13 protein-coding genes are annotated in these 14448 nt (G+C 33.3%); 6 read left to right on the forward strand and 7 right to left on the reverse strand.

Annotated features, from left to right (window positions below; genetic code table 11):
* The first annotated feature begins 1 nt into the window (after position 1).
* On the forward strand, positions 2-352 hold the full coding sequence (locus tag BLP44_RS22365; RefSeq protein WP_008467279.1) for an MmcQ/YjbR family DNA-binding protein: 351 nt from the start codon (positions 2-4) through the stop codon (positions 350-352).
* A 2-nt stretch (positions 353-354) separates the two neighbouring features.
* Here the strand turns inward: BLP44_RS22365 and folK are convergent, their stop codons facing one another.
* Complete coding sequence (gene folK, locus BLP44_RS22370) at positions 355-1491, reverse strand: 2-amino-4-hydroxy-6-hydroxymethyldihydropteridine diphosphokinase (RefSeq protein WP_091136526.1); 1137 nt, start codon at positions 1489-1491, stop codon at positions 355-357.
* Positions 1492-1629: 138 nt separating this feature from the next.
* Between folK and sppA the strand changes: the two genes are divergently transcribed.
* The 3 genes from sppA (at position 1630) to BLP44_RS22385 (ending at position 7130) form a co-directional block, all read left to right on the forward strand.
* Positions 1630-3387: a signal peptide peptidase SppA gene (sppA, locus tag BLP44_RS22375; RefSeq protein WP_091136530.1), complete on the forward strand. Its 1758-nt coding sequence runs from the start codon at positions 1630-1632 to the stop codon at positions 3385-3387.
* A 12-nt stretch (positions 3388-3399) separates the two neighbouring features.
* A complete protein-coding gene (locus BLP44_RS22380) occupies positions 3400-4347 on the forward strand; it encodes an alpha/beta hydrolase (protein ID WP_091136534.1) in 948 nt (315 codons plus the stop codon).
* Between the two features lie 176 nt (positions 4348-4523).
* The gene (locus tag BLP44_RS22385) at positions 4524-7130 is read left to right on the forward strand and encodes an AsmA-like C-terminal region-containing protein (RefSeq protein WP_008467287.1); all 2607 of its coding nucleotides are present in this window, start codon (positions 4524-4526) and stop codon (positions 7128-7130) included.
* 115 nt (positions 7131-7245) lie between these two features.
* Here the strand turns inward: BLP44_RS22385 and BLP44_RS22390 are convergent, their stop codons facing one another.
* Together BLP44_RS22390 and BLP44_RS22395 are read right to left on the reverse strand one after the other, a co-directional pair.
* On the reverse strand, positions 7246-8328 hold the full coding sequence (locus BLP44_RS22390; RefSeq protein ID WP_091136537.1) for a glycosyltransferase family 9 protein: 1083 nt from the start codon (positions 8326-8328) through the stop codon (positions 7246-7248).
* Positions 8329-8576: 248 nt separating this feature from the next.
* A complete protein-coding gene (locus BLP44_RS22395) occupies positions 8577-9371 on the reverse strand; it encodes a DUF2797 domain-containing protein (protein ID WP_091136541.1) in 795 nt (264 codons plus the stop codon).
* A gap of 239 nt (positions 9372-9610) precedes the next feature.
* Between BLP44_RS22395 and BLP44_RS22400 the strand changes: the two genes are divergently transcribed.
* Positions 9611-11122: a GH3 auxin-responsive promoter family protein gene (locus BLP44_RS22400; protein WP_008467294.1), complete on the forward strand. Its 1512-nt coding sequence runs from the start codon at positions 9611-9613 to the stop codon at positions 11120-11122.
* Positions 11123-11134: 12 nt separating this feature from the next.
* Complete coding sequence (locus tag BLP44_RS22405; RefSeq protein ID WP_066032755.1) at positions 11135-11377, forward strand: redox-active disulfide protein 2; 243 nt, start codon at positions 11135-11137, stop codon at positions 11375-11377.
* 281 nt (positions 11378-11658) lie between these two features.
* Here the strand turns inward: BLP44_RS22405 and serB are convergent, their stop codons facing one another.
* The 4 genes from serB to BLP44_RS22425 form a co-directional block, all read right to left on the reverse strand.
* On the reverse strand, positions 11659-12888 hold the full coding sequence (gene serB, locus BLP44_RS22410; RefSeq protein WP_035691791.1) for a phosphoserine phosphatase SerB: 1230 nt from the start codon (positions 12886-12888) through the stop codon (positions 11659-11661).
* A gap of 156 nt (positions 12889-13044) precedes the next feature.
* On the reverse strand, positions 13045-13482 hold the full coding sequence (locus BLP44_RS22415) for a VOC family protein (RefSeq protein WP_008467300.1): 438 nt from the start codon (positions 13480-13482) through the stop codon (positions 13045-13047).
* Between the two features lie 89 nt (positions 13483-13571).
* Entirely contained in the window at positions 13572-14009 is a 438-nt protein-coding gene (locus BLP44_RS22420; RefSeq protein ID WP_008467301.1) for an SRPBCC family protein, read from the reverse strand.
* Position 14010: 1 nt separating this feature from the next.
* Positions 14011-14421, reverse strand: coding sequence for a VOC family protein (locus BLP44_RS22425; protein WP_066032758.1), 411 nt, complete (start codon positions 14419-14421; stop codon positions 14011-14013).
* Between the last annotated feature and the right edge of the window lie 27 nt (positions 14422-14448).

The raw sequence follows: 14448 nt of genomic DNA on the forward strand, positions 1-14448 counted from the left end.
TATGAATATAGAAACCATTCGAGAAATCTGTCAAAAACTAACTGGCACAACTGAAGATATTAAATGGGAACACGACCTAGTATTCTCTGTGGGCTCAAAAATGTATTGTGTTGTTGGGCTTGACCAAAATCCCACTTCTGCTTCATTTAAAGTTTTGGACGAAGAATTTGAGGAAATGAGCAATAGACCTGGATTTAAACCTGCGCCTTATGTTGCCAAATACAAATGGGTTTTAATTGATGATATCACTCGAATGAAAAAATCAGAATGGGAAAAATACATTCAACAATCTTATCGTCTTGTTCAGGAAAAATTATCTGCAAAACTTAGAAAACAGCTCGGAATAATATAAATTTAAGAAGCCGTTTTATTCTTAATTTCATTTAAAATATAAAGATAATCTTCGTGATTTTTTACAAAATCACGGTCAGAAACATCGATGATTAAAACATTCAAATCGGTTTGAGATTTTATGTATTCCAAGTAACCGTTATTGATTTTTTCTAAATATGCCGCTTCAATATTCTGTTCATAAACGCGTCCGCGTTTTTTGATATTTTGAAGAAGACGATCCGTATTTTGATATAAATAAATATACAAATCTGGTTTTGGCATTTCTCTGTAAATAATATCGAATAAATTTCTGTACAAACGATATTCGTCTTCAGCAAGCGTTATTTTTGCGAAAATCAGCGATTTAAAAATATGATAATCGGCAACAATAAAATCTTTAAACAAATCAAATTGCGCCAAATCATCGGCTAACTGCTGATAACGATCGGCTAAAAAAGACATTTCTAAAGGAAACGCATATCGGCTTTGGTCTTTGTAAAACTTTGGAAGAAACGGATTATCAGCAAATCTTTCTAAAACTGTTTTCCCATTAAAATCCTCTGCAATTTTATGCACCAAAGTAGTTTTTCCTGCTCCAATATTGCCTTCAAAAGCAACATAATTAAATTGGTTTAACGGAATTTCTCCTATCGGACTTTTTAAATCCTGAACAACTGTACATACACTGTCATCTGGAGTAATTGCGATTAGTTCAGAAATTGTTTTCTGCAAAATAGGATGTTTCCAATTTAACTTTAAATCTTGCATTGGCAGTAAAACAAAATTTCTATTCTGCATTAATGGATGCGGAACCTGAAGTTTTTCTGTATCAATTATTTCAGCATCAAAAGCAATCAAATCAACATCAATAATTCTAGACTGATACCCTTCTTGATTCAAGCGGATTCTTCCCAGTTCCTTTTCGACTTTTAAAATTTGATTGAGTATTTTTTGTGCAGATGAATAGGTATGCAAAAGAAGTGCGCAATTATAAAAAGCATCACTCTCAAAACCCCATGCAGGAGTCTCGTAAAGTTTTGAAACCTGAATGACAGTTCCCACATTTTGGTGTATTAAATCAATACATTTCTGAATGTTTTCTAGTCTGCTGCCTTGGTTGCTGCCTATCGATAAAACGACTTGATGCTGTAATTTCATAATTAATGCAAATTAACTAAAACTATTTTAGAATTAACCAATATATTTGTGAAACGACGTCTCAAATCAAATCATAAATTTAGAAGTCTAGTTTGTAACATTTTGCCCTTTTTCGCTACTTATTAAAAAAATATACATATGAAGTTTTTAGGAAATGTAATTGCCACAGTAATTGGTATTTTTGTATTTATTATGCTCTTCTTTTTTGGAGTAATCTTTATCGGAGCCATTTTTGGCGGAGACGACACGGTTTCTGTTAAATCTGATTCGGTTATCGAATTGAACTTAAAAGAAATCAAAAACGATTACGCAGGAAAATACAAAGATCCGTGGGTAACTGTTTTTTCAGACAAAAAAGGCATTGGTCTGACCGATGTTATTAATGCTATCGAAGCGGCAAAAACAGATGATAACATCAAAGGAATTTCGATTTTAAATGACGAATCTTCTCTTGGTCTTGCACAATATAAAGATTTACGAAATGCTCTTGAAAGCTTTAAAAAATCTGGAAAATTTGTCTGGGCTTATGCCAATACTTATTCTCAAAAAGAATATTATTTAAATTCTGTTGCTAATACGATTTATATAAATCCAGCAGGAGATTTAGATTTTAAAGGTCTTTCTTCTGAAGTTATGTTTTTCAAAGATTTTCAAGATAAATCTGGAATCCACATGGAAGTAATTCGTCACGGAAAATATAAAAGTGCCGTCGAACCTTTCTTAGAAAATAAAATGAGCGATGCCAACAGAGAACAGATTACTGCACTTTTGAACTCTATTTGGGCAACTGTTTCAGCTGATATTTCAAAAAGCAGAAATATTCCGTTGCCTAAACTAAACGAAATTGCAAATGGTCTTCTGGCAAGAACTCCAGAAATGGCCAAACAACAGCATTTGGTTGATATTGTTGCTTATGAAGACGTTTACCATGATGCGATTAGAAAAGCCTTAAAGGTAGACAAAGACGAAGATTACAATAAAATCTCGATCACAGATTATACTCAAAATCACGTAACAACAGCTTTAGCTAATACTGCAACAGATCAGATCGCTATTATTTACGCTCAAGGCGAAATTGGAAGCGGCGAAGGAGATGTAAATACAATTGGAGAAGGTTCGATGAGACGTTCTCTACAAGAAGCAAGAAAAAATGACGATGTAAAAGCGATCGTTCTTAGAATTGACAGCCCAGGCGGAAGCGCTCTAACATCTGATTTAATTTGGAGAGAAATAGAAATCACGAAAAAAGTAAAACCAGTTGTGGTTTCTATGGGGAATTATGCTGCATCTGGCGGTTATTACATCGCTTGTAACGCCAATAAAATCTTTGCTGAAAACAACACTATCACAGGATCTATTGGAGTTTTCGGGATGCTTCCAAACTTTAGTCCATTAGCAAATAAATTAGGAATCAATTCTGAGCAAGTTAAAACGCATGAAAATGCTGCAAACTATAGTCCATTTTTACCTGTCGATGAAAAATTCAAAGCCTTTACTTTAGAAGGAGTAGAAAAAATTTATAACACATTTGTAAGCCATGTTGCTGAAGGCCGCAAAATGTCTTTTGCACAAGTTGATTCTATTGCTCAAGGTAGAGTTTGGTCTGGAACTGAAGCTTTAAAAATTGGTTTGGTTGATAAAATCGGCGGCTTGAATGATGCGATTGTTGAAGCTGCAAAAATTGCTAAAGTGAAAAAATACAGCACTCAGAATTATCCTGAATATGAAAAAACCTTAAATGATCTGCTGGGTAATCTCCCTTTTGCAAAATCGAAAGAAGCGTTTATAAAAGAAGAAATTGGAGAAGAAAATTATCTTCTTATTGAACAGGTGAAAAAATTCCAAAAACAAAAAGGAATACAAGCCATATTGCCTTACGGAATCAATATTTATTAATTGGATTAAAAGATGAATAAAGTAATTCTTTTTCTAACGGTTTTATTTTGGAGTTTCTTAAATGCCCAAACCAAAAAAGAAATCACGTTTAAGGAAACGCCAGCAATCTTAAAAATAAATAATGATCAGATTTTTGGTACGCTGACAACGCCAGATTTAACCAAAAAGTTTCCAGTTGCTTTGATCATTGCTGGTTCTGGCCCAACGGACAGAAACGGAAATAATCCGATGATGAAAAACAATTCGTTGAAAATGCTGGCAGAAGCGTTGGCTAAAAACGGAATTGCATCATTGCGTTACGATAAAAGAGCTATTGGGGAAAGTAAAGCAGCAGGCGGATCTGAAAGCAGTTTGGTTTTTGAAAATTACATTCAAGATGCCAAAAGCTGGATTAATTATTTAAAACAAGACAAACGTTTTTCTAAAATAATTATAATTGGACACAGCGAAGGTTCTTTAATTGGAATGGTTGCCAGTGCAAAAGCCGATAAGTTTATCTCGATTGCAGGCGCAGGCGAACCAGCAGATCAGATTTTAAAAACACAGATTGGAGCAAAGTCAATGAAACAGCTTAATGACATGACTTTTCCAATAATTGATAGTTTAAAAAACGGATTTGAGGTAAAAAAAGTAGATCCAATGTTGAATTCTCTTTTTAGACCAAGCGTTCAGCCTTATCTGATTTCTTGGTTCAAATACAATCCGCAGACCGAAATACAAAAACTTACTATTCCTGTATTAATCGTACAAGGAAACAAAGACATTCAGATTGCAGTAAAAGATGCCGAAAACCTAAAACAAGTCAGCAAAAATGCAGATTTGCAGATTATTGACAAGATGAACCATATTATGAAAATTATTGATGGCAATCAGGAAGATAATATGGCTAGTTATAATAATGAAACACTTCCAATTTCTGAAGCCTTAGTTGAGAAGATTGTCTCTTTTATTGAGAAATGATAAAATAAATACCCTAAAAAATCCGTTTTGAAAATAGTTCTCAACGGATTTTTTTTATTTTATAAATTTTAATAAAATTCCTACACAATTAAGAAAACTTTATCTTCAAACTCTAGTAAAAAAAACTATTTTTGCAGGAGTCGATTTTAAAAATGTAAACCCTCAAATCTATTTATATGCTAAAAAAAGTTCTAAAAATAAGTGCCATAGTCCTTGTGGTATTTGTTGCTGCATTATTTGCCATTCCGTTTTTGTTTAAAGACCAGATTAAGGCTAAAATTGTCGAAGCCATTAACGAAAGTGTTGATGCTAAAGTAAGTTTTACAGATGCTGATTTAAGTTTGTTTAAGAATTTTCCAAACGCAACAGTTGGAATCGAGAAATTAGTCATCATCAACAAAGCTCCTTTTGAAGGCGACACTTTGGTTTCATTAGGAGAATTGAATTTAAAAATGAGCATTAAAGAACTTTTCAAAGGAAAAGATGAACCTTTAAGCATTCAGGGAATTAGTTCTACAAACGGATTAGTAAATATTATCTTCAATAAAGATGGTATCGGAAACTTTGATATTGCTCTAAAAGACAAAAAAGAAGAAAATGCCAAAGACGAAGCAAGCAAACCTCTTGCCTTGAAAATTCAAAACTATAAAATTGAGAATTTTACTTTTAGATACATCGATCAAGGTTCTAAAATTAAAATGGTAATTGACAGTTTAAACCACGAAGGAACTGGAGATTTTACCAATTCAAAATTAGATCTGGCTACAAAATCTACTGCAAAAGTTTCATTAGACATGGATAAAATAAATTACATGAAAAATGTGAAACTAACTTTAGACGCTGTCCTTGGAATCGATTTAGAGAAAAGCAAATATACTTTCAAAGAAAATAAAGCTTTAATCAATCAATTGCCTTTAGAATTCGATGGATTCATTCAAATGGCAGAGAAAGCTCAGATTTACGACTTAAAGTTTAAAACTCCTACTTCATCTTTTACCAATTTCTTAGGCTTAATTCCTTCGGCTTACGCTGCTGGTTTAGATGGCGTAAAAACAACTGGAGATTTTACCGTAAATGGTTTTGCAAAAGGGGAACTTACAGATACAACTGTACCTAAATTTAATATTGAAATTGCATCAAACAATGCTTCTTTCCAATATCCAAACCTTCCAAAATCGGTTCAAAATATTGTAATTGATACGAAAATCATTAACGAAACTGGAATTTTAAATGATACTTATGTGAACCTGGACAAGCTATCATTTAGAATTGACCAAGATGTTTTTAACGCTAAAGCGAATATCAAAAACATTACTGTAAATCCTATTATCGATGCGGCTTTAAAAGGAACAATCAACTTAGCTAATCTTTCAAAAGCGTATCCAATTAAAATGGATAAACCTTTGGCAGGTATTTTAAAAGCAGATGTTACTACCAATTTTGATATGGCTTCTGTAGAAAAGAGCCAGTACCAAAACATCAAAAATGCTGGTACAATGAGCTTGTCAGGATTTAAATATACTGATGAAAACAATAAATCGATGAACATCAGCACAGCGTTGGTCGAATTCAATCCGAGCAAAATTAACTTAAAGCAGTTTGATGCTACGACTGGAAAAAGCGATATCAGCATTAACGGAGTTTTAGAGAATTTCTATGGTTTTATGTTTAAAAAACAAGAACTGAAAGGAAACTTCAATATGAGCTCAAACCAATTAGCTGTTGATGATTTCATGACTGCTGGCGAACCTGCAAAAGAGGAAACCAAAACTCCTGCAAAACCAGCTGATGCAATGAAGATTCCTGCTTTCTTAAACTGCACGTTAAATGCAAAAGCAACAACAGTTTTATATGATAATTTGAAATTAAAGGATGTTTCTGGAAGATTGCTTATTAAGGATGAAAAAGCAACTCTTGAAAACTTTAAAACAAACATTTTTGGAGGGTCTATCGGTCTTAACGGAGCGGTTTCTACAAAAGAAAAAGTGCCGACTTTTGACATGAATTTAGGTTTCAATCAAGTTGATATTGCGCAGACTTTTACACAATTGGATATGATGAAAAAAATTGCGCCAATTGCCGGAATCATAAACGGAAAACTGAATTCGACTATCAAACTGAATGGTAATTTGGATGCAAAAGAATTGACACCAGATTTAAAATCGATTTCAGGAGATTTATTAGGTCAGCTTTTATCTACTACGGTAAATGCCAAAAATTCGACAGTTTTAAATTCGCTTACTTCAAACGTGAAGTTTCTAGATCTAAACAAATTGAATCTAAACGATTTAAAAATGGCATTGACTTTTGATAACGGAAAAGTAAATGTTAAACCGTTTGATATTAAATACCAAGACATTAAAGTAAGCGTTGGCGGAACTCATGGCTTTGACCAAAGCATGAATTACAATCTAAAATTTGATGTTCCTGCCAAATATTTAGGAACTGAAGCTAATAATTTAATTGCGAAAATGTCTCCTGCAGACGCTGCAAAACTAGATAATATTCCAATTAATGCTTCTTTGACAGGGAATTTTTCAAATCCTAAAGTCAGTACAGATATGAAAGCTGCTGTTAGCAATTTGACTACGCAATTGGTCAACCAGCAGAAAGAAAAACTGACTCAAAAAGGAACTTCAGCACTTACAGATTTGATCAACAAAAACACTAAAGCAAAAGATACGACTCAGGCTGCTAAAACTGAAAAAGAGCAAAAAACTCAGGAAGTAACTAAAAAAGCAAGTGATTTATTGAATGGATTGTTTAAGAAGAAGAATCCATAAAGAAAGATGCTGAGATGCTAAGCTTCTAAGATACTGAGTTTATTCTAAAGCTAAAAAATCTTAGAATCTTAGAAGCTTTAAAAAAAAATCCTGTTCAAAATGAACAGGATTTTTTTTATATCGCTTTTGACAAACCATTCAATCTACCGTTATTCAAAATAGTATTTATTGTTTTTATGTATTTCTTTTTCGTGTAGAGATTTACATCTATCCCAATGCTGCAATTATCGTACGGCTCATATTTTTTCAAATTTGATACGGAAAACAGCCCAATAGTTGGTGTATGTACCGCACTCGACAAGTGCATAATGCCACTGTCTGCACCAATAAACAACTCTGTATTTGCAATAACAGATCCTATTTCGCGAATATCTTTACTATAAAATGATGGTGCTTTAAACCCGATTTGCGATACGTTTTCTACCGGCAGAATTTCAATAATATTATAATCTTTATATTCTGCAGTAAGCTGAGAATAAAATTTTTCCCACCACTCTTCCGAAAGACATTTTGCTCCTGTCGCATAAGTAAAAATGCAAATCGTTTTTTTATCGTTGTCTGTAATTTCTTTTAGTTTTTTTCTACCTTCTGTAATTTCAGAAGCTGATAATTTGAGATCTATAGGCGCAATTATTTTATTGCTGTTTGTTGGCAACCTAAGTTTTGATAAAAAATTTCGAAAATTATAGACTGGATATTTTGCAATGTGTTCAAAATCATTCTTTTGTTCCGCAGACTCATCGATGGAATCTCCAAAAAACTTGTATTTTGCATTTGAAAATTGAACTGCCAATCGGCCCGAAGAAGAATTTTGATCTACATTAATAGCTAAATCATAGTGTGCTTTTTTTAATGAAATCCAAACCTTTGAATATTCTACTAAACTTTTAAATGGCTTTTTAGGCAAATGAATTATTTTGTCAACGCTATCATATTTTTCAAAAATAATGGGAGCTAATGTGCCTTTTACAAATAAATCGATTTTACAATTTGGAAACATTTCAGACACTTCTTGAACGAGTGGGGTAATCAATAAAAGGTTACCTAACCTTCCATTTGGTCTGCAGATAAGAACTTTCTTGATTTCACTCTTGTCGACCAAAATAAAATCGTCCTGTATATTTGCTTTTCCAACATTCTTTGTCAGGTTCCGCATTATGTTTCTTCTGTGTACATTAATTTTGCTTAAAACACTCATTTATGGAATAATTTAGGGGGATTACAAATCTCAATTAAAATTTAAAATAGTGGCAAACTCAAATCTACCTCCTTTTATTTTCTAAAAATAAATTCTTCCAATAAGCATTTGTTACAAAATTGTAACGAAATGTATCAATATTTACATCTTTTTGTTTTTGGAATTGAGTTAAAATTACAATAAATTATAATATATTTAACACTTTAATAGACGTATACATAAAAATTATCGACAAATACCGACTAAACCTAGACATTAATTGTGACAACATAACCTTCAGAACCTCGGATATTAAATACTGTTCCGTTCTCAAATAATAAATACTGGCCTTTAATCCCCGTTAGTTTTCCACTGAAAGAAGATGTTTTATCTAAATTTAAGCTATTCACTTTTGCAGGATAACTTAAAACTGGATATTGAAGTTCGTAAACATCATTTTTTTGAGCATAAAAATAATCTTTAACTTCTGACGGAATCAAACTTTCGATTTTGGCTTTTTCTGCAATCAGGTCAAAAGTCTCAACAGAATTTTGCAACATTTTTCTCCAATTCGTCTTATCTGTATAATAATCTTTTAGTGCCACCTCTGTTATTCCAGCCAAATATCTGTTCGGAACCTCAACAATAGCAATAGCTTGCGAAGCGCCTTGATCTATCCAACGAGTTGGCACTTGCGATTTCCGCGTTACACCCACTTTTATCTCACAAGCCGAAGCCAAATACACAATGTGGGGCTGTAGCTGCGCTTTTGATTCGTATTCTAAATCTCGGTCTGCAATTCCTAAATGTGCTGTACTCAATTCTGGCCTCATAATCCAATCTCCAACTGCTGGACTTGAATAAAAGCATTCGTAACAAAAACCTTGTCGGTATATTTTTTTCTTCTTCCCGCAATTCAAGCATTGACAGCCTACAAAATCGATTTCAATTTCTTTGTCTAATAATTGATTCACATGTAAGAAACTATCTTCGAAAACCAAATAATATTGAATTGGACTTCCAAGTTCAGTTTGCATTTTTGTCAGTACGCCTTGATATTGCATTCGTATTTTTTTATAATTGCTGATTTAGATTTATCAAAAGATTTAAAATTTTTTGTGTTAAAATTCGTTTATATAGTTGGAATCTTTACTTCAAATAGAATTGTTTTTTACAAAAAAATAGTATTTTTGATATGAAGACAAAGTTACTATTTGTCTCTCGATATTCAAATTTTATGTTTTTTGTTTTACAAAGATTGTAAGATTTAAAACCTAAAATCAGTTAACTTAAAAACAAATTCATGCCTTTATCTATTATCAATTCGTTTGCATCTTGGGTCCTAAAACAAAGGATTCATCAAATAGAGCTTTTTTTAAAATACCCTAATGAAGTTCAGGAAGAATTATTGCACAACTTATTGACGGCATCTGAGAATACAGTTATTGGAAAACAATATGAATTTTCGAGTATTAATTCTTATCAGACCTTTGCAGAAAGAGTTCCTATTGCAACTTATGAAGAACTGCAGCCACTTATTGAACGCACACGTTTAGGCGAACAAAACGTTTTTTGGGAAAGCCCTATTAAATGGTTTGCCAAATCGAGTGGCACTACAAATGCTAAAAGTAAATTTATTCCCGTAAGTAATGAGGCTTTGGAAGATTGCCATTATAAAGGCAGTAAAGATCTTCTTTGTCTTTATTTGAATAATAATGAAGATTCTGAATTGTTTTTAGGAAAAAGTCTCCGTTTGGGAGGAAGTTCTCAGATTTACGAAAACAACAATACTTACTTTGGAGATTTATCGGCAATTTTGATTGAAAATATGCCAATTTGGGCAGAATTCAGCAGTACTCCAAGCAGCAAAACTTCATTGATGAGCGAATGGGAAACCAAACTTGCAGCTATTATCAACGAAACCAAAAATGAAAATGTAACTAGTTTTGCAGGTGTTCCATCTTGGATGCTGGTTTTAATGAATAAAGTTTTAGAGAATACAGGAAAACAAAACTTATTGGAACTTTGGCCAAATCTTGAAGTATATTTTCATGGCGGTGTGAGTTTTTCTCCATATAAAGAACAATACAAGAAAATTTTACCTAGTTCAGATTTTAAATATTACGAAATTTACAATGCTTCTGAGGGCTTTTTTGCGATTCAGGATCTAAATTATTCGAGCGATTTACTACTGATGCTGGACTACGGAATCTTCTACGAATTTATTCCGATGGACACTTTTGGAACTCCAAACCAAAAAGTAGTTCGTCTGGCAGATGTTGAATTAAATAAAAATTACGCTATTGTTATTACTACAAATTCTGGTTTATGGCGATATTTAATTGGCGATACAGTTCGTTTTACTTCTTTAAATCCGTACAGAATTAGAGTTACGGGAAGAACGAAGCATCACATTAATGTTTTTGGTGAGGAATTAATGGTTGAAAACACCGATCAAGCTATTGCAAAAGCTTGTCAGGTGACTCAAACTGAAGTTATAGATTACACAGTTGCTCCTATTTTTATGCAAGACAAAGAAAAAGGCGCTCATGAATGGATGATCGAATTCAAGAAAAATCCTGCCGATGTAGGTCTTTTCCAAAAAGTGCTTGATGAGACTTTACAAACGTTGAATTCTGATTACGAAGCGAAACGCTACAATAATATGACTTTAAATCCTTTGGTGGTTAATGTTGCCCGTGAAAATTTATTCTATGACTGGCTAAAAGAAAGAGATAAATTGGGCGGTCAGCATAAAATTCCGAGACTTTCGAATCAGAGAGATTATTTAGAACAATTAAAAGAAATGTGCTAAAAACAATATAAAATGAAAGACACAAAATTTAGCGAAATGACCACTGAAGAACTGATTAAAAATCAGAAAACACTAAAAACCGTGAATACCGTATTTTGCGTTGTGCTTTTTATGCTGTTCATTCTTAATATATTCATCGTTTTCATGAAGGGTTTTAGTGCCATGAATGTTATTCCTGTTGCCTTATTGCCTATTCTTTTCTTGAATCTTAAGAATTTGAAGGAGATTAAAAATGAATTGGAATCTAGAAAATAAAACGTTAATTCCACTAAACCCGCATGAGGGATAGAAGTGGAAATCCTTTTTATTTTTTCTTTAAAAATAAAAAGATTGAAACGGATAGCCCGACCCGGAAACAAACCTCAGCCTTTTATTGCAAAGACTGAGGTTTGTTTTTTATTTTGATTATGGAATTCTGAATGCTATTTCTTCTTTGCTGAATAACATAGATGAATTTACTTTGTCAGGCTGAGCGGAGTCGAAGCCCTTTTCTACATGAAAGTCCTCCGACTCCGCTCAGGGTGACAGATTGCAAATTACATCATATCAATATATCTATCGTGATATCCTAATAAGTATAAAACACCGTCAAGACCTAAACTTGAGATGGATGTTGAGGCGCTTTCTTTTACTTTTGGTTTCGCATGGAAAGCGATTCCAAGACCTGCTAAGTTTAGCATGGGCAAGTCGTTGGCTCCATCTCCAACTGCGATTGTCTGATTGATGTGAATTCCTTCTTTTTCTGCGATTGCTTTTAGATATTCGGCTTTTTTCTGGCCATCTACGATGTCTCCTAAATATTTTCCCGTCAGTTTACCATCTTTTATTTCTAATTGATTGGCGTGAACGTAGTCTATTCCTAATTCTTTTTGAAGGTATTCTCCGAAATAGGTAAATCCTCCTGAAAGAATTGCAGTTTTATAGCCATAATATTTTAAAGCTTTCATCAAACGGTGTGCTCCTTGTGTTATTGGCAGATTTACGGCAACATTTTGCAAAACTTCTTCGCTCAAACCTTCTAGAAGTGCCATACGCTTTTTGAAACTTTCGTTAAAATCAATTTCACCGTTCATAGCCGATTCTGTAATAGCACGAACTTGGTCTCCTACTCCATTCAATTCCGCAAGTTCGTCGATTACTTCGGTTTGAATTAAGGTCGAATCCATATCGAAGCAAACCAAACGGCGGTTTCTTCTGTAAATATTGTCTTCTTGGAAAGAAATATCAACGTTTAGCGTTCTGGAAATTTCCATAAAACTCGCTGTCATTATGATCTTGTTTACAATTTCACCCGTTACAGACAATTGAATACAAGAACGCGGATATTCTTCTTTTTCTACAACAGAAGTTCTTCCTGTTAATCGAATAATCGAATCGATATTTAAATTTTGGTCTGACAATATTTGGGTCACTGCAGACAATTGTGAAGCCGCCAGTTTTTCTCCCAAAATATTGATAATATAACGTTGTTTTGATTGTGATTTTACCCAAGTTTCGTAATCTTCTATAGAAATCGGAATAAATTTCACTTTGATTTCCAATTCGTATGCTTTAAACAAAAGATCTTTTAAAACAGGTGCAGATGATGATCCTGCAGCAATTTCGAACAAAATTCCTAGAGAAAGCGTATCGTGAATATCAGCTTGCCCGATATCTAAAATATTGGCATCATATGCCGCCAATACAGCTGTTAATCCTGCTGTAACTCCAATTTTATCGTGTCCAGAAACTTTTAGTAAGATTATTTCTTTGTCTTCTGCTGCCATTTTTCTTTCTTGATTATGAAGCGACAAAAATCGACAATCTCTCGTTGATAAAAAAGAATAATCTTTGTTTTTTTGAAACAAAAAAGCACATTTTCATGTGCTTTTTTGAGTAATTTAACAATTATGTACCGCTATTAAAATAACGTAACTTTTATGTTATTTCATTCCTTCGTTTTTGTCAAAACTCACCATCCAGTTGATGCCGAATTTATCTTTAAACATTCCGAAATAAGATCCCCAGAAAGTGTCATTCATCGGCATTTCTACTTTTCCACCTGCCGAAAGTCCGTTGAAGATTTTATCTGCCTCTTCTCTGCTTTCTGCATTAATAGAAACAGAAAAATTATCTCCAAAACCGACATCTCCATATCTTGGATGTGTGTCGCTTCCCATTAAAATACTATTTCCAATTGGAAGCGATACGTGCATAATTCTATTCAAAGCTTCTTCAGAAAGCACCTCGCCTTCTTCTGCTGGAGCATCTTTAAATTTTCCGATATAAGGAAAATCTCCACCAAAAACTGATCTGTAAAACAGAAATGCTTCTTCGCATGTTCCGTTAAACATTAAATATGGATTTACCGCTGTTGCCATGATATTTTGTTTTTAATTGTTAATTATCAGTTGTAAATTCTCTTTCTTCTATTCTCTTTCTTCTATTCTCTTTTCACTCTCTTATAGCTTTACTTCTCTGACAATTCCTTAATCAATTCTACCGCTTTTGGAAAGGCATCTTTGAAATAATCAATATGTTTTTCGATTACATCTACCTCAACATGAAGATCTACAACATCTCCTTTTTGAGTCAGTCTGTATGTTTCCATAGAACCACTCCATTTTTCCGTTTCCTCATTTGGCGGCACTTCTTTAAAATCTTTGATTTCGCCAAGATGCTTAAAAGCCATATATTCGTTTGGAATTTTAGTCTCAATAAGGCTATTCATCCCTGTTCCTCCAGGTCCAAGAAAATAAATTTTATCCCCTTCGTTCCAATTCGATTCAGCGTAACTTCCTTCACAAAAAGCGCTTGTCCACTTTCGGTAAGTTTCATCATCCCATAAGACTTTCCAAATTTTCTCTTTAGAAGCCTTTATCTCAGTATTAAATATTAATTTTTCCATCTTAACCTGGTAATTTACTAAAATCCATAAATAGAATATTCCAACGATGACCATCCAAATCGGCAAAACCACAGCCATACATCCAACCTTGGTTTTCTGCAGGAGGAGCAAAAATGGTTCCGCCAGCTTCTTTGACTTTTTCAGCTAATTCATCAACTTCTTCCCTGCTTTCTGCGTCGATTGAAATCAAGACTTCCGAACTTGAATTCGTATCGGTAATGTTGTTCTTGGAAAAACTTGAAAAAAGCATTTCTTCAAAAAGCATTATCACAAAATGTCCTTCACCTACAACCATGCACGTCGAACTTGGCGTATCATGTTGTTCATTAAACGAAAAACCAATTTTCCAGAAAAAATCTTTCGCTTTTGCCACATCCTTTACAGGAAGATTCAACCATATTTGTTTTGTCATTTTTTTGTTTTTTTTGTTTTTTTTGTT

Origin of the sequence: Flavobacterium anhuiense, assembly GCF_900101855.1 — a bacterium.
Classification (GTDB): Bacteria; Bacteroidota; Bacteroidia; order Flavobacteriales; family Flavobacteriaceae; genus Flavobacterium; species Flavobacterium anhuiense.

Coding starts and splice junctions, on each gene's coding strand:
- serB (WP_035691791.1), bottom strand. CDS start 12,888: ATGGCAGCAGAAGACAAAGAAATAATCTTACTAAAAGTTTCTGGACAC.
- BLP44_RS22395 (WP_091136541.1), bottom strand. CDS start 9,371: ATGCAATATCAAGGCGTACTGACAAAAATGCAAACTGAACTTGGAAGT.
- BLP44_RS22425 (WP_066032758.1), bottom strand. CDS start 14,421: ATGACAAAACAAATATGGTTGAATCTTCCTGTAAAGGATGTGGCAAAA.
- BLP44_RS22420 (WP_008467301.1), bottom strand. CDS start 14,009: ATGGAAAAATTAATATTTAATACTGAGATAAAGGCTTCTAAAGAGAAA.
- folK (WP_091136526.1), bottom strand. CDS start 1,491: ATGAAATTACAGCATCAAGTCGTTTTATCGATAGGCAGCAACCAAGGC.
- BLP44_RS22405 (WP_066032755.1), top strand. CDS start 11,135: ATGAAAGACACAAAATTTAGCGAAATGACCACTGAAGAACTGATTAAA.
- BLP44_RS22380 (WP_091136534.1), top strand. CDS start 3,400: ATGAATAAAGTAATTCTTTTTCTAACGGTTTTATTTTGGAGTTTCTTA.
- sppA (WP_091136530.1), top strand. CDS start 1,630: ATGAAGTTTTTAGGAAATGTAATTGCCACAGTAATTGGTATTTTTGTA.
- BLP44_RS22415 (WP_008467300.1), bottom strand. CDS start 13,482: ATGGCAACAGCGGTAAATCCATATTTAATGTTTAACGGAACATGCGAA.
- BLP44_RS22390 (WP_091136537.1), bottom strand. CDS start 8,328: ATGAGTGTTTTAAGCAAAATTAATGTACACAGAAGAAACATAATGCGG.
- BLP44_RS22365 (WP_008467279.1), top strand. CDS start 2: ATGAATATAGAAACCATTCGAGAAATCTGTCAAAAACTAACTGGCACA.
- BLP44_RS22385 (WP_008467287.1), top strand. CDS start 4,524: ATGCTAAAAAAAGTTCTAAAAATAAGTGCCATAGTCCTTGTGGTATTT.
- BLP44_RS22400 (WP_008467294.1), top strand. CDS start 9,611: ATGCCTTTATCTATTATCAATTCGTTTGCATCTTGGGTCCTAAAACAA.